Source organism: Enterobacter cloacae complex sp. P18RS (assembly GCF_014982105.1).
Lineage (GTDB): Bacteria > Pseudomonadota > Gammaproteobacteria > Enterobacterales > Enterobacteriaceae > Enterobacter > Enterobacter hormaechei_C.
Genome location: NZ_JADCKV010000026.1, coordinates 1 through 17,674, shown reverse-complemented (window position 1 = coordinate 17,674; position 17,674 = coordinate 1). Strand labels below are relative to the sequence as shown.

The 17,674-nt window shown below is 57.0% G+C and carries 17 protein-coding genes; 9 read left to right on the top strand and 8 right to left on the bottom strand.

Going from position 1 to position 17,674, the window contains the following annotated elements:
• Positions 1-109: 109 nt before the first annotated feature.
• Together bamC and dapA are read right to left on the bottom strand one after the other, a co-directional pair.
• Entirely contained in the window at positions 110-1,144 is a 1,035-nt protein-coding gene (gene bamC / locus INF61_RS19110; protein WP_017383500.1) for an outer membrane protein assembly factor BamC, read from the bottom strand.
• 16 nt (positions 1,145-1,160) lie between these two features.
• Positions 1,161-2,039: a 4-hydroxy-tetrahydrodipicolinate synthase gene (dapA, locus tag INF61_RS19105; protein ID WP_003860542.1), complete on the bottom strand. Its 879-nt coding sequence runs from the start codon at positions 2,037-2,039 to the stop codon at positions 1,161-1,163.
• A gap of 145 nt (positions 2,040-2,184) precedes the next feature.
• Between dapA and INF61_RS19100 the strand changes: the two genes are divergently transcribed.
• Together INF61_RS19100 and bcp are read left to right on the top strand one after the other, a co-directional pair.
• Positions 2,185-2,754, top strand: a complete 570-nt coding sequence (locus tag INF61_RS19100; RefSeq protein WP_193548005.1) for a glycine cleavage system transcriptional repressor — start codon at positions 2,185-2,187, stop codon at positions 2,752-2,754.
• Positions 2,754-3,224, top strand: a complete 471-nt coding sequence (gene bcp / locus INF61_RS19095; RefSeq protein WP_015572198.1) for a thioredoxin-dependent thiol peroxidase — start codon at positions 2,754-2,756, stop codon at positions 3,222-3,224. The genes INF61_RS19100 and bcp overlap by 1 nt, the downstream gene beginning before the upstream one ends.
• A gap of 139 nt (positions 3,225-3,363) precedes the next feature.
• Here bcp and INF61_RS19090 read toward each other — a convergent pair whose 3' ends face one another.
• Positions 3,364-4,428, bottom strand: a complete 1,065-nt coding sequence (locus INF61_RS19090) for an AI-2E family transporter (protein ID WP_003860546.1) — start codon at positions 4,426-4,428, stop codon at positions 3,364-3,366.
• A gap of 220 nt (positions 4,429-4,648) precedes the next feature.
• On the opposite strand from INF61_RS19090, the gene bepA reads away from it, so the two are divergent.
• Complete coding sequence (gene bepA, locus INF61_RS19085; RefSeq protein ID WP_193548004.1) at positions 4,649-6,112, top strand: beta-barrel assembly-enhancing protease; 1,464 nt, start codon at positions 4,649-4,651, stop codon at positions 6,110-6,112.
• A gap of 13 nt (positions 6,113-6,125) precedes the next feature.
• On the top strand, positions 6,126-6,482 hold the full coding sequence (arsC, locus tag INF61_RS19080; protein WP_017383503.1) for an arsenate reductase (glutaredoxin): 357 nt from the start codon (positions 6,126-6,128) through the stop codon (positions 6,480-6,482).
• Here arsC and INF61_RS19075 read toward each other — a convergent pair.
• Positions 6,479-7,303 carry a helix-turn-helix transcriptional regulator gene (locus tag INF61_RS19075; protein ID WP_193548003.1) on the bottom strand — a complete coding sequence of 275 codons (825 nt, stop codon included), beginning with the start codon at positions 7,301-7,303 and terminating at the stop codon, positions 6,479-6,481. The two genes, arsC and INF61_RS19075, sit on opposite strands and share 4 nt — an antisense overlap.
• Positions 7,304-7,450: 147 nt before the next feature.
• Here INF61_RS19075 and celB point away from each other — a divergent pair, with 147 nt between their 5' ends.
• The 3 genes from celB to INF61_RS19060 are packed head-to-tail and all read left to right on the top strand — an operon-like array spanning position 7,451 to position 11,148.
• Positions 7,451-8,770, top strand: coding sequence for a PTS cellobiose transporter subunit IIC (gene celB, locus INF61_RS19070; protein ID WP_015572194.1), 1,320 nt, complete (start codon positions 7,451-7,453; stop codon positions 8,768-8,770).
• A 3-nt stretch (positions 8,771-8,773) separates the two neighbouring features.
• Positions 8,774-9,730 carry a N(4)-(beta-N-acetylglucosaminyl)-L-asparaginase gene (locus INF61_RS19065; RefSeq protein WP_017383506.1) on the top strand — a complete coding sequence of 319 codons (957 nt, stop codon included), beginning with the start codon at positions 8,774-8,776 and terminating at the stop codon, positions 9,728-9,730.
• On the top strand, positions 9,730-11,148 hold the full coding sequence (locus INF61_RS19060; protein ID WP_193548035.1) for a leucyl aminopeptidase family protein: 1,419 nt from the start codon (positions 9,730-9,732) through the stop codon (positions 11,146-11,148). Before INF61_RS19065 ends, INF61_RS19060 begins: the two co-directional genes overlap by 1 nt.
• An 86-nt stretch (positions 11,149-11,234) precedes the next feature.
• Here the strand turns inward: INF61_RS19060 and INF61_RS19055 are convergent, their stop codons facing one another.
• The 4 genes from INF61_RS19055 to INF61_RS19040 all read right to left on the bottom strand — a co-directional run bounded on the left by INF61_RS19055 (position 11,235) and on the right by INF61_RS19040 (position 15,688).
• Positions 11,235-11,936, bottom strand: a complete 702-nt coding sequence (locus INF61_RS19055; RefSeq protein ID WP_211482948.1) for a DnaA inactivator Hda — start codon at positions 11,934-11,936, stop codon at positions 11,235-11,237.
• 96 nt (positions 11,937-12,032) lie between these two features.
• Positions 12,033-13,322 carry a uracil permease gene (gene uraA / locus INF61_RS19050; protein WP_003860558.1) on the bottom strand — a complete coding sequence of 430 codons (1,290 nt, stop codon included), beginning with the start codon at positions 13,320-13,322 and terminating at the stop codon, positions 12,033-12,035.
• Between the two features lie 82 nt (positions 13,323-13,404).
• Positions 13,405-14,031, bottom strand: coding sequence for a uracil phosphoribosyltransferase (upp, locus tag INF61_RS19045; RefSeq protein ID WP_003860560.1), 627 nt, complete (start codon positions 14,029-14,031; stop codon positions 13,405-13,407).
• 226 nt (positions 14,032-14,257) lie between these two features.
• Positions 14,258-15,688: a 6-phospho-beta-glucosidase gene (locus INF61_RS19040; RefSeq protein WP_023295128.1), complete on the bottom strand. Its 1,431-nt coding sequence runs from the start codon at positions 15,686-15,688 to the stop codon at positions 14,258-14,260.
• Between the two features lie 266 nt (positions 15,689-15,954).
• Between INF61_RS19040 and purM the strand changes: the two genes are divergently transcribed.
• Both purM and purN read left to right on the top strand, forming a co-directional pair.
• Positions 15,955-16,992, top strand: a complete 1,038-nt coding sequence (gene purM / locus INF61_RS19035; protein WP_017383509.1) for a phosphoribosylformylglycinamidine cyclo-ligase — start codon at positions 15,955-15,957, stop codon at positions 16,990-16,992.
• The gene (purN, locus tag INF61_RS19030; protein WP_193548002.1) at positions 16,989-17,630 is read left to right on the top strand and encodes a phosphoribosylglycinamide formyltransferase; all 642 of its coding nucleotides are present in this window, start codon (positions 16,989-16,991) and stop codon (positions 17,628-17,630) included. The genes purM and purN overlap by 4 nt, the downstream gene beginning before the upstream one ends.
• Positions 17,631-17,674 lie beyond the last annotated feature (44 nt).

The window sequence follows — 17,674 nt, the reverse complement described above, 5'->3', positions numbered from 1 at the left end:
CTTCATTACTCCTGGTGTGATGATTTGTATTCAAAACTGGCCATATTATGCCACGCACACGTTTGCGTAGCACGAAAATAAAAAGGGCTGGATTAACCAGCCCTCACTATTATTTGCTGAATGCGGCCTGGAAGGCAGCGACCAGCGCATCGTTCTGCGCCTGGGTCAGCGTGTGTCCTTTCGGATCGATAAATTGCAGGCTGCTGCGGTTATCGAGGTCGCCAACCTGGATTTTGTAGTCACCGGAAGGCAGCTGTGGATCGCTTGCCCCCAGCTCCTGCCAGGCGCTATCAGACAGCGGCTTATAGGTCGCTGTGATGCTGCCCGTTGAACGGGTGCTGTCGGTCACCTTCATGCCCACTTTTTCAAGCGTTGCTGGCAGGCGCTGCCAGGTCTGGTTAAACGGCGCACGCACCACCAGCATTGGCAGGCCGGTATCGTCTGCACCGCTCTGCACATCAAACGTTGAACCGTTACGGTTCTGCGCGGCGTTTGCGGCATCGGTAGCGTTCTTATCCAGACCAGCGGCAATCACGTTCAGCATTTCAGTGCTGTAGCGCTGCATGGCGGCCGGATCGGCAACCGGTTTACCTGCCTGCTCAAGATTCAACAGCTTAACGGTAACCGCCTGCTGATAACCCTGCGGCTTAACGGAGACTTGATAACGACCACGATACTGCTGGTCTTCATCGAGACGGTTCCACTCAATCCAGTCGGTGGTTAAGGTCTGGCTGGCGTCGTCGCGTTTATCAATCGTATAGTTTTTCGACTGAATAACGCTCACAACCTGCGGCCACAGCGTGGCACCGCGTGCGCTTTCCACCAGCAGAGAGGCCGTATCACCGGTAAACTGCGTGCGCGCGCCACTCACCAGCGCCAGAGGCTGAGCCGGCGGACGAATATCAAGCGCTTTACCCACCAGGCCACTGCCGTTGGTAACCGGAATATTATAATCACCGTTCTGGATCGGCAGGATCATGCCGGCAGGCGCGTGAAGTTCAGCAAGCGGCGGCGCATCCAGATAGGATTCATCACCGCTCACCTGGCGCTTGTAGCGCGAGTCTGAACTACAGGCAGCGAGGAGCATAACAAGCGAAACACCCGCAACCTTCGCCAAGCGCGACTTCTGTACTGAATAAGCCATCAAATCTCCCTAAACTTTACAGCAAACCGGCATGCTTCAGCGCGCCAGCGACAATTTCACGACCGTGGTCGGTAATCGGTGTCATTGGCAGACGCAGCGTGTCGGTTGCTACAAGCCCCAACTCCTTACATGCCCATTTCACTGGGATCGGATTGGGTTCGACAAATAATTTATTGTGCAACGGCATCAGACGCTGATTAATCACGCGAGCTTCATCAAAGTGACCGGCTGCGGCCAGTTTGCACATGTCAGCCATATCACGCGCCGCCACGTTCGCCGTAACGGAAATCACGCCATTACCACCGAGCTGCATAAAGTCCAGCGCGGTCGCATCATCACCGCTCAACAGGATAAAGTCGTCTGAAACCAGCTCTTTGATCTGATGAACGCGGCTTAAGTTCCCTGTCGCCTCTTTAATCCCGATAATATTTTTTACTTTCGAGAGACGGCCAACGGTTTCCGGCAGCATATCGCAACCGGTACGGGACGGCACATTATACAGAATTTGTGGCAAGTCAGTATGTTCAGCGATGGCTTTGAAATGCTGGAACAAACCTTCCTGAGTAGGACGGTTGTAATAAGGGGTCACCGTCAGGCAGCCGACAATGCCGCTGTCGTTAAAACGCTGAGTCAGGCTAATCGCTTCTGCCGTTGCGTTTGCGCCCGTCCCCGCGATGACCGGAATACGCCCGTCCGCCAGTTCCAGGGTCAGCATCACAACGTCGCCGTGCTCTTCGTGGCTCAGCGTAGCGGATTCACCGGTAGTCCCTACCGAAACGATCGCCGAGGTTCCATTGGCGACATGGTAATCAATGAGCTTCTTCATGCTTGACCGGCAGACATTACCTTTTTCATCCATCGGTGTAACAAGCGCGACAATACTTCCCGTGAACATGAGCCATCCTCTGTGCGAACAAGAGCCTCAATGTTACGTTTGGAACTGTAATAAAAGCAAGCGACCTGAGGCTCTCAGGCGGTTGTATGCATGTTTTTTTTATGCTTTCCTTAGGAAGACTTAACCACGCAAAGGAAGAACAGGTTTGACAACCTCATCACAACATTACCTGGTTATCACTGCGCTGGGTGCTGACAGGCCGGGTATCGTGAATACCATCACTCGCCACGTGAGCAGCTGCGGCTGCAACATCGAAGATAGCCGGCTGGCTATGCTTGGCGAAGAGTTCACGTTCATCATGCTGCTTTCCGGAACATGGAATGCCATTACCCTCATCGAATCTACCTTGCCGCTGAAAGGCGCAGAGCTGGATTTACTGATTGTGATGAAGCGCACCACCGCGCGCCCGAGTCCGGCTCTGCCTGCCACGGTCTGGGTACAGGTTGAAGTGCCTGATTCACCTCATCTGATTGAACGTTTTACGGCGCTGTTTGACAGCCATCAGATGAACATTGCCGAACTGGTTTCCCGCACGCAGCCGGGCGATGAAAACGCAATCCCGACGCTGTTTATTCAAATTACCGCACACAGCCCTGCCTCGCAGGATGCGTCAAATATCGAGCAAGCGTTCAAAGCCCTCTGTACAGAATTACACGCGCAAGGCAGTATAAGCGTCGTCGATTATTCGCAGCACGAACAGGATGGAGTTGAGTAATGAACCCACTGAAAGCCGGTGATATCGCACCGAAATTTAGCTTACCGGATCAAGACGGCGAGCAAGTAAATTTGACCGACTTCCAGGGACAGCGTGTTCTGGTCTATTTCTACCCGAAAGCCATGACCCCGGGCTGTACCGTACAGGCCTGCGGTCTACGCGACAACATGGATGAGTTGAAAAAGGTCGGTGTGGAAGTGCTGGGCATCAGCACCGATAAGCCAGAGAAGCTGTCACGCTTTGCGGAAAAAGAGCTGCTGAACTTCACGCTACTTTCCGATGAAGACCACCAGGTTTGCGAGCAGTTTGGCGTCTGGGGTGAGAAGTCCTTTATGGGCAAAACGTACGACGGTATTCACCGCATCAGTTTCCTGATTGACGCTGACGGTAAAGTTGAGCACGTGTTTGATGATTTCAAAACCAGCAACCACCACGACGTGGTGTTGAAGTGGCTGAAAGAGAACGCGTGATCATTTTAGTGCCGGGTGGCGCTGCGCTTACCCGGCCTACAAGGTAAATGCAAAACGGTAGCATGCGCTACCGTTTTTAGTGTTTGCCCCCTCTCCCCGCGGGAGAGGGTTGGGGTGAGGGCATCAGCCCGCACTAAATCTACTTCTCTTCCACCGCTGGCACATCCGGCCACGCGTGGACCACGGCTTTAATCAGCGTCGCCAGCGGAATGGCGAAGAATACCCCCCAGAATCCCCACAGCCCGCCGAAAATCACCACTGACAGGATAATCACCAGCGGATGCAGGTTAACTGCTTCTGAGAACAGCACCGGTACCAGCAGGTTCCCGTCCAGTCCCTGAATAATCAGGTATACAGCGAAACAGCTCCAGAACTCCGTACCCAGACCAAACTGGAACAGCGCCACACCGACTACCGGAATGGTCACCACAAACGCGCCGATATACGGGATCAGAACCGAGAATCCGACCAGCACCGCCAGCAGCAGCGAGTAGTTCAGTCCGAAGATCACGAAGCCAATCCAGGTCGCCACGCCCACCACAATCATCTCCAGCACTTTGCCGCGAATGTAGTTGGTGATCTGCTGGTTCATCTCCTGCCAGACCTGACCGGCGAGACCGCGATTGCGCGGCAGCACGCGGCGTACCGCGTTCAGCATCTGCTCTTTATCTTTGACCAGGAAGAATACCATTAGCGGCACGAGAACAAGGTAAACCGCCAGCGTCAGCAGGCCTACCAGCGAGGCCAGAGAGTATTTCACCACCGAGTCACCCATGGTCATGATGCGGGCGCGCATGTTTTCGGCCATCGCATCGATGATCCCGGCGTCCATCAGCGCAGGATAGCGGCGCGGCAGCGTGGCGGCAAAATCAGACAGTTTATTCAGCATGCCGGGCATATCGCGGATCAGGTAGATCCCCTGTTGCCAGGCGATGGGCATCACCACGAAGGACATCAGCAGCAGAATGCCGACAAACAGCACCAGAACAATGCTGGTCGCCCAGCGGCGGGAACAGCCGATATGTTCCAGACGCGCGGTGGGCCACTCCAGCAGATACGCCAGCACAATCGCCACCAGTAGCGGCGCCAGCAGGCCACTAAAGAAGAACAGGATACCGAATCCGGCAACCAGAATGACCAGCAAAGCAATGGCTTCCGGGTCGCTAAACCGACGCCGATACCACTGCATTAACATTTCGAGCATACAACCCTTCCCTGAATCGAATGGCGGGAGTGAGACGGTGAATTGTATCTAACTGTCACAAAAAAGACTTTCCTTTTTGTTTCACTGTCAGGTTTCGCAAAACCCTGATGAATGGGATTTTCTTCATCTCTTAACACGGCTACACTCGCAGAGCAGCGGAGATGAACGTTATGCGGGTTCATCGGTCAAATTAGCACATCCAACATACAGGACAGTGGTTATGTTCAGGCAGTTGAGAAAAACACTGGTTGCGGCACTGATTGCCGCCGTGACGGTGGGTCAGGTGTTGCCCGCTTTCGCTGACTCGTCCGATTCATTGCCGGACATGGGCACCACGGCAGGAAGCACGCTCTCCATCGGGCAGGAGATGCAGATGGGTGATTATTACGTACGCCAGTTGCGCGGCAGTGCTCCGCTGATTAACGACCCTTTGCTGGTGCAATACATTAACGGCCTGGGGATGCGTCTGGTGGCGCACGCCGACTCGGTAAAAACGCCCTTCCACTTCTATTTAATCAATAACGACGAAATCAACGCCTTCGCCTTCTTTGGCGGGAACGTGGTACTGCATTCGGCGTTGTTCCGTTATTCCGATAACGAAAGCCAGCTGGCGTCCGTCATGGCGCACGAAATTTCGCACGTCACCCAGCGCCATCTGGCGCGTGCGATGGAAGATCAGAAGCGTAACGCCCCGCTAACCTGGGTGGGCGCGCTGGGCTCTATTCTGCTGGCGATGGCCAGCCCGCAGGCCGGGATGGCGGCGCTTACCGGGACGCTGGCGGGGACGCGTCAGGGGATGATCAGCTTTACCCAGCAGAACGAGCAGGAAGCAGACCGCATCGGCATTCAGGTTTTACAGCGTTCCGGCTTTGACCCGCAGGCCATGCCGAGCTTCCTGGAAAAGCTGCTCGACCAGGCACGCTACTCGTCGCGCCCGCCTGAAATTCTGTTGACCCACCCGCTGCCGGAAAGCCGCCTCTCGGATGCGCGTAACCGAGCCAACCAGATGCGTCCGGTCGTGGTGCAGTCTTCGCAGGATTTCTACATGGCCAAAGTGAGAACGCTTGGCATGTACAACTCCGGACGTAATCAGCTCACCAGCGATCTGCTGGACGCGCTGGCGAAAGGCAACGTGCGCGAGAAAAACGCGGCGCAGTATGGTCAGGCGCTCCAGGCGATGGAGGCCAGCAAATACGATGAAGCGCGAAAAGCGCTACAGCCGCTGCTGGCGGCGGCGCCTGACAATCCGTGGTATCTCGACCTCGCCACCGATATCGATCTGGGGCAGAAAAAAGCGACCGATGCGATTAATCGCCTGAAAGGGGCGAAAGATCTTCGTAATAATCCAGTATTGCAGCTTAACCTGGCGAACGCCTACCTACAGGGCGGCCAGCCCGGCGAGGCGGTGACCATTCTGAACCGCTACACCTTTAGCAATAAAGATGACCAGAACGGCTGGGAGCTGCTCGCCCAGGCCCAGGGGCAACTGGGTAACCGCGATCAGGAGCTGGCCGCGCGTGCGGAAGGTCTGGCGCTGGCGGGTCGTCTCGATCAGGCCATTTCCCTGCTGAGCAGCGCCAGCTCGCAGGTGAAGCTTGGCAGCCTGCAACAGGCCCGCTACGATGCGCGAATCGACCAGCTGCGCGGCCTGCAACAACGCTTTAAGCCGTACGAGAAGATGTAATAAAGGAGAAGTCATGACAGACGCGGTAAAAATTTACCATAACCCTCGCTGCTCCAAGAGCCGAGACACCCTCAGCCTGCTGAAGTCTAACGGCATCGAACCGGAAGTGGTGCTGTACCTGGAGACGCCGCCGGACGCGCAGACTATCCGCCAGCTGCTGAAGATGCTGAACATGGGCAGCGCACGCGACCTGATGCGTCAGAAAGAAGATCTGTATAAGTCGCTCAATCTGAACGATACCAGTCTCACTGAAGATCGGCTGATTCAGGCGATGGTCGACAATCCAAAGCTGATTGAGCGCCCGATTGTGGTGGCAAATGGCAAGGCGCGTATCGGCCGTCCGCCGGAAGACGTGCTCGAGATCGTCTAATCGTTACGCCGCAGCGCTTCCAGAAACGCCTGCGGCGTACGCTCTCCCAGCTTTTTCTGCGCTTTTCCCCGGTTGTAAAACTCACACAGTTGGATCAACAGCTCTCCCATCGGTTCACTGTTCACCCGCGGAATGATTTCGCGTAACGGCACGGTGACCTGAAGGGCGAGATAATACTGTGAATGCACTTTTACGGTGACGTTATGCTCTGGCAAGTTCACTTCCAGCCCAAAAGTCTCAACAGATTGAATATCAGCCGGACAGGCAGCCAGCACCTCGTTCGTCCAGCGGGTCAGCAACTGCGGCGATACGCCAGCATAAAGCCGGGCGTAACACCAGCCGCTGACGGGTTCACGCGCCCAGAGCAGGTGTTGCTCGCCACCGTCGTCCATATGCAGCGACAGCGGCTGATGATGCAGAAACAGCTTCTGCGGCATGATACCGGCCTTCAGCGCCTTTTTGCCCTGCAACGACGCCCCCTTTTGTTTTACCGAAGCTGGTTTGAGGTAGCGGTTCAGGGTCGCGCGGGAAACGGCGATCCCGAGTCCGTCATTCACCAGCAGCAGCAGTTCATCCAGCGGTGCCCCGGTGATATCCCGCAGGGCATTTATCAGTGCCGCCTGCTCATGTCTCAGCGCTTTGTGTATCACTTTTGGCGTTGTGTGGTTATCCGAAACCTGGTCGCGGTTGCGCCAGCGCCTGACGGTGGTGACCGAGATCCCCAGCTCAACGGCAAGTTCCCTGTCGCTTTTATCTGACTGCTGAAGATAACGACGGATACGCGGTGTGGTGGTGGCGTTGGCATGCAGTTTGATTTCCATCGCGTCTCTCTCCGGAACTAATCTTATGAGATTTATATCAGAGCAGCGAATGCTTTGTGACCGATTTCACCTTTCGCTCGCCGCGCTTCACTGATAATCCACAGACATAACATAAACAACACCTCTCAATCTTGTACGGAGTTCACAATGAACAATGTTCTGGGATTTCTTGAAGCAAAACTGATGCCGCTGGCGGCGAAAACGGCCCAGCAGCGTCATCTTGGGGCCATTCGCGGCGCCTACGTGTCATTCATGCCGTTTATCATCGTCGGCTCTATTCTGCTGGTGATCTCCTCCTTCCCGAATCAGGCCTATCAGCAGTTTATGTCTCAGGCCTTTGGTGAGAGCTGGAGTGCAATTATAGAGATCCCGTTTAACGCGGTGTTCTCAACCATGTCGCTGTTTATCAGCTTCCTGGTGGCCTACCGCCTGGCTGAGCATTATGGAGAGGACCGCATCTCCTGCGGCATCCTGGCGCTGGTCGCGTTTCTGATCCTGACGCCCTTTATCAAAGTGGCGGAAAACGGCGGCATTACCGTGATGCCGGTGGAGTGGATTGGCAGCAAAGGGCTGTTCGTGGCGATGATCGGTTCCCTGCTGTGGACGGAACTGTTCTGCTGGCTGAAGCGCAAAAAGCTGGTCATCAAAATGCCGGACGGCGTGCCTCCGGCGGTGCAGGAGTCATTCGCGGCCCTGATCCCGGCCCTGCTGGTGATGATTCTGGTGCTGCTTATCCGCATCATCTTTGAAAACACCCACTACCACACCATCCACCAGTTTATTTATGAAGTGGTTGCCACCCCGGTACGCCACTACGGCACCTCTTATTTCGGGGCGCTGATGACCGTATTCAGCATCACCATTCTGTGGTCAGTGGGCATTAACTCCGGTTCGATGATCAACGGGATTATTCGCCCGCTGTGGATGGAGAACCAGACCGACAACATCGCCGCGATCCAGGCGGGAACGACGCCGCCGCACATCATCACCGAACAGTTTTTTGACATGATCTGGATGGGCGGCGCGGGTGCCACGCTGTCGCTGGTGATTGCGATGCTGATTTTCGCCCGCAGCAAAAACATGCGCGAAGTAGCACGCCTCGGTGCGGGCGCGTCGGTGTTTAACATCAACGAACCGATTCTCTTTGGCCTGCCGGTGATCATGAACCCGATCATGCTCATCCCGTTCAATCTGGTGCCGCTGGTGCTGGTCACCGTGCAGTATGCGGCGATGAAAATTGGTGCGGTCGCCGTCACCACCGGGGTGTTTATCCCCTGGACGCTGCCGCCGGTTATCAGCGGCTTTATCGTCACCGGGCACCTGAGCGGCAGCGTGATGCAGCTGATCAACCTGCTGATTGGCGCCATGCTGTACCTGCCTTTCATGCGTATCGTGGATAAACAGTACCGCGCCGCGGAGCTGACTACCGCTACGCAAACCGACACCACCCTTGCAAAACAGGAGTAAAGCATGTGGGGAATTATCGCAACCTGGCGAATGGCGCTTGAAGGCGTCACGGAATCTGCGTCTGCGCTGGCTGCGGGCAAACCTGTCGCTCCGGCGGTGGTGGATGCCGTCGCCGCCGTCGAGGACTTTCCGTTTTATAAATCCGTCGGCTACGGCGGGCTGCCGACCGAGAACGGCGAGGTAGAGCTGGACGCGGCCTATATGGACGGCGACACGCTGGCGTTCGGCGCCGTGGGCAATCTGGTGGATATCGCCAACCCGGTACGCGTGGCGCACGCGCTCAGCCGCCAGCGCTATAACAGCCTGCTGGTCGGCCAGGGCGCGCGCGAATGGGCGCTGAGCCAGGGCTTTGCCGACAAAACCATGCTCACGGATCGCGCCATGCAACACTACCGTAAGCGCTGCCGCGAAACGCTGGATAAGGGGTTAAGCCCCTACGACGGACATGACACCGTCGGTATCATCGGCCTCGATAAACAGGGATCGATGAGCGTCGCCACTTCCACCAGCGGCCTGTTTATGAAAAAACGCGGTCGCCTCGGTGACTCACCCATCATCGGCTCCGGCTTTTACTGCGACAGCGAAACCGGCGCGGCCACCGCCACGGGCGTCGGTGAAGATCTGATGAAGGGCTGTACCAGCTACGAAATCGTTCGCCGGATGGCGCAAGGGATGACGCCGCAGCAGGCGGCGGATTCGGTGGTGTTCGAACTGGAAGACAAGCTGATGTCGCGCTTTGGCCGCGCGGGCGATCTCTCCGTGGTGTGCATGAACAGCAAAGGAGAATTTGGCGCCGCGACCAACATCAAAACCTTCTCGTTTGTGGTGGCGACGGCTCGCCAGCCCCTCACCGTTTTCCGTACTGAACGCCTGCGGGAGAAAACGCACTATCACGCGGTAGATGAGGAGTGGATGCAGGCCTATGCCGCGCGGATCCGCGCACCGATTGAGGAGTCATGATGATCACATACCAGTTTATCAACGCGCTTTCAGACGCGAAGCCGCAAAGCCATTTGATTGCGCGCGCTGACAGTTCCCTGTTACCGGATAGCGCTCTTATCGCTGAAATGCGCCAGCAGAGCACCGTCGCGGACGCGCGCTTTGGCTGCGCGCCGTTTGCCCGCATCACCCTGTTTCCGGATGCGCTCTGGCATGACGCCCTGACCGAAGGGTTGCTCACCGCCCTGCGACCGCTGCTTGCCGCCCCCGCCAGCGCCGAACTCGTGCTGGACGTGACGGATATTGACGATGTGGTGCTGGCGCAGGTACTGCGTTTTCTCTTTAATCAGGCGCACAGGCTCAGTGACCTGAAGCTGAAGAAGACGGACGTAGCGCTGCGTCTTACCTGCATCACTGCCCTCTGCCTGCCGGAACAGCAGGCGAAGCTGGAGACGACCTTCCGCCAGCAGCAGGCCATTGCGCTCGGCATGGTTGCGGTGCGACGTCTGGCGGATATGCCGTCCGACCGCTGCACGCCGCAGTTTGTGGTGGATGAGGCGCAAAAACTGTGTGCCGCCAGCCCTGCCCTGCGGTGTGACGTACTGGATGAAACGCAAATCGTTGAGCAAGGGCTTGGGTTGCTGCACGCCGTCGGCAAAGGGGCGACCTGCCCACCGCGCCTGCTGGCTATTCACTATAACGGCGTGTCTGATGGCCCGGTGCGCTGCTACGTGGGAAAAGGCATTACCTTTGACACCGGCGGCCTGTGGCTGAAGGAAGGCGCGGGCATGTACACCATGAAATATGACATGTGCGGCGCGGCTAACGTGCTCGGGCTGATGCTGACCGTTGCGGAGCTGAAATTACCCGTGCGCATCATGGGCGTGCTGGCGCTGGCGGAAAACGCCATCGGCCCCGACGCCATGCAGCCCGGCACGGTGGCGATGGCCTGCAACGGCACCACCGTTGAAATCAACAATACCGATGCCGAAGGCCGGCTGGTGCTGGCAGACGCTATCGCCTGGGCGAGTCAGCGCCATCCGCAGGCTCACTATATCATTGATATGGCGACCTTAACCGGAGCGGTGGTGAAAGCGCTGGGGTATGAGCTGAGCGGGCTGATGACCCAGGATGAGCCGTTGCGTCAGGCACTGACGCTCGCGGGCAAACGAAGCGGCGACGAGGTGTGGTCCCTGCCGCTGGATGCGCGGCTGAGAAAGCAGACCGACAGCGCCATTGCCGATCTGTGCAACACGCCGACCAACAATGCGGCGATCAGCGCCTCGGCGGCGTGGCTGCTGCATCACTTCTGCCCGCCGACCATTCCGTGGGCGCATCTGGATATCAGCGGGACGGCGCTGTGGCGTGAGAACGGCAGAAGCGTGGCATCGGGAAGACCGATTCCGCTGCTGGTGGAGCACTTGTTGGGGGATCTTTAGCCGGGTGGCGGCTGCGCCTTACCCGGCCTACAAGGTATGACGGGTTTTCGTAGGCCCGGTAAGCGCAGCGCCACCGGGCAAAAAACTCAAAGCTTAAGAATATCTTTCACAAACGGAATGGTCAGCTTGCGCTGGGCGGTGATGGAGGCGCGATCGAGCTGATCGAGCGTATCAAAGAGCGTACGCATCTCCCGATCCAGACGCTTGAGCAGGAAGCGCCCTACGTCTTCCGGCAGTTCAAATCCGCGCAGTCTGGCGCGCAGCTGAAGCGCCTGGAGTTTGTCTTCATCCGACAGCGGTTGCAACTTGTAGATTTGCCCCCAGTCCAGACGAGACGCCAGATCCGGCAGCCCCAGATTGAGCTGACGCGGCGGACGATCGCCAGTGATCAGCAGCCGGGTTTTGCCCGACTCCAGAATGCGGTTGTAGAGGTTAAAGATCGCCATTTCCCACGGTTCGTCCCCCGCCACGCATTCGATATTATCGATGCAGACCAGGGAGAGATGTTCCATGCCCTCCAGCACTTCAGGCACAAACCAGGTGCGTTTATCCAGCGGCACATAGCCTACCGCGTCACCGCGCGCCGAAAGCTCCGCACAGGCGGCATGCAGCAGGTGGCTGCGTCCCGCGCCTTCGCGTGACCAGATATAGATGTATCCGCTGTGTTCCTGGCGCAGCACGTTTTGCAGTGCAGCCAGTAAAGAGGGGTTATCACCCGGCCAGAAACTCGCGAAAGTTTCGTCGTCAGGGAGATAAAGTGGCAGAGAGAGCTGTGCCGGTCCGTTCAGAAATACCTCAACCAGAGATCTTACATAAAATCGGAATGGAGTTTAACACGGAACCTGCAAGGAGAGAACCGGGCGATCCTTCGCCCGGCATGACGATCAATGTGGCGCTTTTTCGCTGTCGTCCGCGTCCAGCACTACCTCTTCCGGGCGGATCACCGAGATCAGCTTGAAAATCAGGCTCAGGCCGACGCCGACGATGGTCGCCAGCGCCATCCCCTTCAGCTCTGCCGCGCCGATGTGCACCTTCGCGCCGCTCACGCCGATAATCAGGATAACGGAAGTGAGGATCAGGTTCTGCGCCTTGCTGTAATCCACTTTGGATTCAATCAGCACGCGAATACCGGAGGCACCGATCACCCCGTACAGCAGCAGGGAAACGCCGCCCATCACCGGAACCGGGATAATCTGGATCGCCGCCGCCAGTTTGCCAACGCAGGAGAGCAGAATGGCGATGATCGCCGCGCCGCCGATAACCCAGGTGCTGTAGACGCGGGTGATCGCCATTACGCCGATATTCTCACCGTAAGTCGTGTTTGGCGTGGAGCCGAAGAAACCAGAGATGATGGTGGAGAAACCGTTGGCAAACATGGAGCGATGCAGGCCCGGGTCGCGGATCAGGTCGCGCTTCACGATGTTCGCCGTCACCACCAGGTGGCCGACGTGCTCAGCAATCACCACCAGCGCGGCAGGCAGAATAGTGAAAATGGCGAACCATTCAAAGCGCGGGGTGTAGAAGGTTGGCAGCGCGAACCAGTGCGCCTCGGCAATCGGGGTGGTATCCACAACGCCCATCACGAAGGAGAGCGCGTAACCCGCCAGCACGCCGATCAGGATCGGGATAATCGCCATAAAGCCGCGGAAGAGGACGGAACCGAAAACCGTCACGCCCAGCGTCACCAGCGAAATAATGATGGTTTTGGAATCCGGTGACTGACCGTCCGCAGGCAGCAGCCCGGCCATGTTCGCCGCCACGCCCGCCAGCTCCAGGCCGATGACGGCAACGATGGCCCCCATTGCCGCAGGCGGGAACATCACGTCCAGCCAGCCGGTACCGGCTTTCTTCACGATGAAGGAGACCAGGCAGAACAGCACGCCGCACATGATAAAGCCGCCCAGCGCGACCTCATAACCCAGCGGCAGCAACAGCAGAACCGGGGAGATAAACGCGAAGCTCGACCCGAGATAGGCCGGGATTTTGCCTTTACAGATGAAGAGGTAAAGTAGCGTACCGATGCCGTTAAACAGCAGCACGGTAGCCGGGTTAATGTGAAACAGGATTGGCACCAGCACGGTTGCGCCAAACATGGCGAACAGGTGCTGCAAACTAAGCGGGATTGTCTGTAAAAGCGGCGGTCTTTCACTCACCCCGATAGCACGGCGCGTCATAATGTTTTCCTCTGAGTGTCATTGTTGGTTTTTATTCAAAAAAAAGCCGACTATCAAAGTCGGCTTCTTTATCGTTATTCGATTATTTAGTACCAAAAATCTTATCGCCGGCATCGCCGAGCCCCGGGATGATGTACCCGTGCTCGTTCAGTCCCTGGTCGACAGACGCGGTATAGAGTTCAACGTCCGGGTGCGCTTTTTCCAGCGCCGCGATACCTTCCGGCGCCGCAACCAGCACCAGCACTTTGATGCTGCTGCATCCCGCTTTTTTCAGCAGGTCGATGGTGGCGATCATCGAACCGCCGGTCGCCAGCATCGGGTCAACCACCAGCGCCATACGCTCGTCGATGTTAGAGACCAGCTTCTGGAAGTACGGGACCGGCTCAAGCGTCTCTTCGTTACGGTAGATACCCACCACGCTGATACGCGCGCTTGGGACGTGCTCCAGTACGCCTTCCATCATGCCCAGACCCGCACGCAGGATTGGCACCACGGTAATTTTTTTACCTTTGATCTGCTCAACCTGTACCGGACCGTTCCAGCCTTCGATGGTCACTTTTTCCGTTTCCAGATCAGAGGTCGCTTCGTAGGTCAGCAGGCTACCCACTTCAGAAGCCAGTTCGCGAAAACGCTTCGTGCTGATGTCATGCTCACGCATCAGGCCCAACTTGTGTTTAACGAGTGGGTGTTTCACTTCCACAATCTTCATTCTCTTTCTCCTCTGAGGCGGCATCCGCAAAAAAATCGCGGGATTATACCGCTTTTTTCGGATTGCGCCATACCCATCTTGCTTGACGTATATCAATCAAAGTGATTTAGAGACAAAAAAACCGGAGGCGAAGCTCCGGCTTGGGTGCGGGATTCTGCCGGGTGGCGCTAACGCTTACCCGGCCTACACATCCCGTAGGCCCGGTAAGCGCAGCGCCACCGGGCAATTATAGCTGCTCTCCGTTGCTGGCAATCACCTGCTTATACCAGTCGAACGATTTCTTCTTGCTGCGGTTCAGCGTGCCGTTACCTTCGTTATCTTTATCGACAAAGATAAAGCCGTAGCGTTTTTTCATCTCGCCGGTGCCGGCCGAGACCAGGTCGATACAGCCCCACGGGGTATAGCCCATCAGATCCACGCCGTCTTCCACCACCGCTTTTTTCATCTCGCGGATGTGTGCGGAAAGGTAGTCGATGCGGTACTGGTCGTTCACCGTGCCGTCGCTCTCCTGCACGTCGATCGCGCCAAAGCCGTTCTCAACGATAAACAGCGGCAGCTGGTAGTGATCCCAGAACCAGTTGAGGGAGTAGCGAAGCCCCACCGGGTCAATCTGCCAGCCCCAGTCCGATTTCTGCACGTACGGGTTAGAGACCAGGCTCTTGCTCTCGTCGTAGTCCAGCTGCGGGTTGTCCGCCGTCGCTTTGGTGGCGAAAGACATGTAGTAGCTGAACCCGATGTAATCCACGCAGCCCTGCGTCAGCGCCACTTTATCTTCTTCGGTGATATCCAGCGCGAAGCCGCGACGTTCAAAGTAGTTGAGCAGATGCTGCGGATACTTGCCGCGCACGTGAACGTCGGTGAACCAGTAGCGACGATGCATGGCGTTCATCGCCATCATCATATCGTCCGGGGCACAGGTCAGCGGATAGATGGGGCACATGGCAATCATGCAGCCGATTTGCAGCGACGGGTTGATCTCGCGCCCCGCCTTCACCGCCAGGGCACTGGCCACCAGCTCATAGTGCGCCGCCTGGAACATCACCGGCTCGCGATCTTCTCCCGGCGCATATTTCAGCCCGGAGTTGGTAAACGGCGCAAAGTCTTCGTGGAAGTTGGCCTGGTTGTTGATCTCGTTAAAGGTCATCCAGTACTTCACTTTATGCTGGTAGCGCTCAAAAACGACCTTCGCGAAGCGAACAAAGAAGTCGATCAGCTTACGGTTGCGCCAGCCGCCGTATTCCGTCACCAGGTGGAAAGGCATCTCGAAGTGGGAAAGCGTGATCACCGGCTCGATGCCGTGCTTCAGGCACTCGTCAAAAAGATCGTCATAGAATTTGAGTCCCGCTTCGTTCGGCTCCAGCTCGTCGCCTTTCGGGAAGATACGCGTCCAGGCGATGGAGGTGCGGAAGCATTTGAACCCCATCTCGGCAAAGAGTTTGATGTCTTCTTTATAGCGGTGATAGAAGTCGATGGCTTCGTGGTTTGGGTAATTTTTCCCCTCCAGCACGCCGTTGGTGATTTCACGCGGTACCCCGTGGGCGCCTGCCGTCATGACATCGGCAACGCTCACGCCCTTGCCGCCCTCTTTCCAGCCGCCTTCAAGCTGGTGCGCCGCAACGGCCCCACCCCACAGAAAACCTGCTTTAAATCCTGACATTCGCTATCCCTCATTCTGCGTTATTTTCTGCAAAAACAGTTACAGAAACCGGTTTCAGTTTGATGATGTGCAAAGGGGATAGCCGTTGCAAGCAGATCGCCGAAACCGGTTTCATTTTCGTGAACAGAGTCAAGTTTGTTGCCCTGGACAGCCCGCACAGAAAAAAAGATCCCCGCGCCGAGAATAGGCTCGCAAACGTTTGCCTGGACTGTTAGAATTGCGCCGATTTTTCTTACTAGCTATGCAATCGCGTGGGGATTTAAGCCGTGACCAACAAAACTTCTCTCAGCTACAAAGATGCCGGTGTTGATATTGACGCAGGTAATGCGCTGGTTGACCGAATCAAAGGTGTGGTGAAAAAAACCCGCCGCCCGGAAGTGATGGGTGGCCTGGGTGGATTCGGCGCACTGTGCGCGCTGCCGCAAAAATATCGTGAACCTGTGCTGGTCTCGGGTACGGATGGTGTCGGTACAAAACTGCGCCTGGCGATGGATCTTAAGCGTCACGATACGATTGGTATCGATCTGGTGGCGATGTGCGTCAACGACCTGGTGGTACAGGGCGCCGAGCCGCTGTTTTTCCTCGATTACTACGCGACCGGCAAGCTGGACGTAGATACCGCAGCCAGCGTCATTAACGGTATCGCCGAAGGCTGCCTGCAATCCGGCTGTGCGCTGGTCGGCGGTGAAACCGCGGAAATGCCTGGCATGTATCACGGTGAAGATTATGACGTCGCAGGCTTCTGCGTCGGCGTGGTAGAAAAATCAGAAATTATCGACGGCAGCAAAGTGGCTGACGGCGATGTGCTGGTTGCGCTGGCCTCCAGCGGTCCGCACTCCAACGGCTACTCTCTGGTGCGTAAAATCCTCGAAGTGAGCGGTTGCGACCCGCTGACCACCGAGCTGGACGGCAAACCGCTGGCCGATCACCTGCTGGCCCCGACCCGCATCTACGTGAAAAACGTGCTGGAGCTGATTGAGAACGTTGACGTGCACGCCATCGCTCACCTCACCGGCGGCGGCTTCTGGGAAAACATTCCGCGCGTGCTGCCGGACAATACCCAGGCGGTGATCGACGCATCCTCATGGCAGTGGCCGTCCGTCTTCAACTGGCTGCAAACCGCAGGCAACGTGAGCTCTCACGAAATGTACCGCACCTTTAACTGCGGCGTGGGCATGGTTATCGCCCTGCCCGCCAGCGAAGCGGATAAAGCGGTTAAACTGCTGACAGAAAAAGGTGAAAACGCGTGGAAAATCGGTACGATTAAAGCTTCCGATTCCGAACAGCGTGTGGTCATTGAATGAGAAACATCGTGGTGCTCATTTCCGGCAACGGAAGCAATTTGCAGGCAATCATAGACGCCTGCAAACAGAAGAAAATCAATGGCACCATTCGGGCAGTATTCAGCAACAAGGCCGATGCATTCGGCCTTGAGCGCGCGCGGGAAGCGAACATTCCTGCGCACGCGCTGGAAGCCAGCCAGTTCGCCGGGCGTGAAGCCTTTGACCGTGAGCTGGTGCAGGAGATTGACGCCTACGCGCCTGACGTGGTGGTGCTGGCAGGCTACATGCGCATCCTGAGCCCGGCTTTTGTTGCACACTACGCCGGACGACTGCTCAATATCCACCCTTCACTACTGCCAAAATACCCCGGTCTGCACACCCATCGTCAGGTGCTGGAGAACGGCGATGAGGAGCATGGTACCTCCGTGCATTTCGTCACCGACGAGCTGGACGGCGGTCCGGTCATTTTGCAGGCAAAAGTACCGGTCTTTGACGGCGACAACGAAGACGACGTGACCGAACGTGTGCAGACGCAGGAACACGCCATTTATCCGCTGGTGGTAAGCTGGTTTGTCGATGGACGTCTGGAGATGCGCAACGGCGCAGCCTGGCTGGACGGCGTGAAGTTGCCCCCGCAGGGTTATGCGGCTGAAGAGTAGTCTGTTTGAATTGCCCGGCGGCGCTTCGCTTGCACGGGCCTACG

Excerpts from the sequence above, each read along its gene's own strand:
- bamC (WP_017383500.1), bottom strand. The coding sequence starts at position 1,144 with ATGGCTTATTCAGTACAGAAGTCGCGCTTGGCGAAGGTTGCGGGTGTT.
- dapA (WP_003860542.1), bottom strand. The coding sequence starts at position 2,039 with ATGTTCACGGGAAGTATTGTCGCGCTTGTTACACCGATGGATGAAAAA.
- bcp (WP_015572198.1), top strand. The coding sequence starts at position 2,754 with ATGAACCCACTGAAAGCCGGTGATATCGCACCGAAATTTAGCTTACCG.
- INF61_RS19090 (WP_003860546.1), bottom strand. The coding sequence starts at position 4,428 with ATGCTCGAAATGTTAATGCAGTGGTATCGGCGTCGGTTTAGCGACCCG.
- bepA (WP_193548004.1), top strand. The coding sequence starts at position 4,649 with ATGTTCAGGCAGTTGAGAAAAACACTGGTTGCGGCACTGATTGCCGCC.
- arsC (WP_017383503.1), top strand. The coding sequence starts at position 6,126 with ATGACAGACGCGGTAAAAATTTACCATAACCCTCGCTGCTCCAAGAGC.
- INF61_RS19075 (WP_193548003.1), bottom strand. The coding sequence starts at position 7,303 with ATGGAAATCAAACTGCATGCCAACGCCACCACCACACCGCGTATCCGT.
- celB (WP_015572194.1), top strand. The coding sequence starts at position 7,451 with ATGAACAATGTTCTGGGATTTCTTGAAGCAAAACTGATGCCGCTGGCG.
- INF61_RS19065 (WP_017383506.1), top strand. The coding sequence starts at position 8,774 with ATGTGGGGAATTATCGCAACCTGGCGAATGGCGCTTGAAGGCGTCACG.
- INF61_RS19060 (WP_193548035.1), top strand. The coding sequence starts at position 9,730 with ATGATCACATACCAGTTTATCAACGCGCTTTCAGACGCGAAGCCGCAA.
- uraA (WP_003860558.1), bottom strand. The coding sequence starts at position 13,322 with ATGACGCGCCGTGCTATCGGGGTGAGTGAAAGACCGCCGCTTTTACAG.
- upp (WP_003860560.1), bottom strand. The coding sequence starts at position 14,031 with ATGAAGATTGTGGAAGTGAAACACCCACTCGTTAAACACAAGTTGGGC.
- INF61_RS19040 (WP_023295128.1), bottom strand. The coding sequence starts at position 15,688 with ATGTCAGGATTTAAAGCAGGTTTTCTGTGGGGTGGGGCCGTTGCGGCG.
- purN (WP_193548002.1), top strand. The coding sequence starts at position 16,989 with ATGAGAAACATCGTGGTGCTCATTTCCGGCAACGGAAGCAATTTGCAG.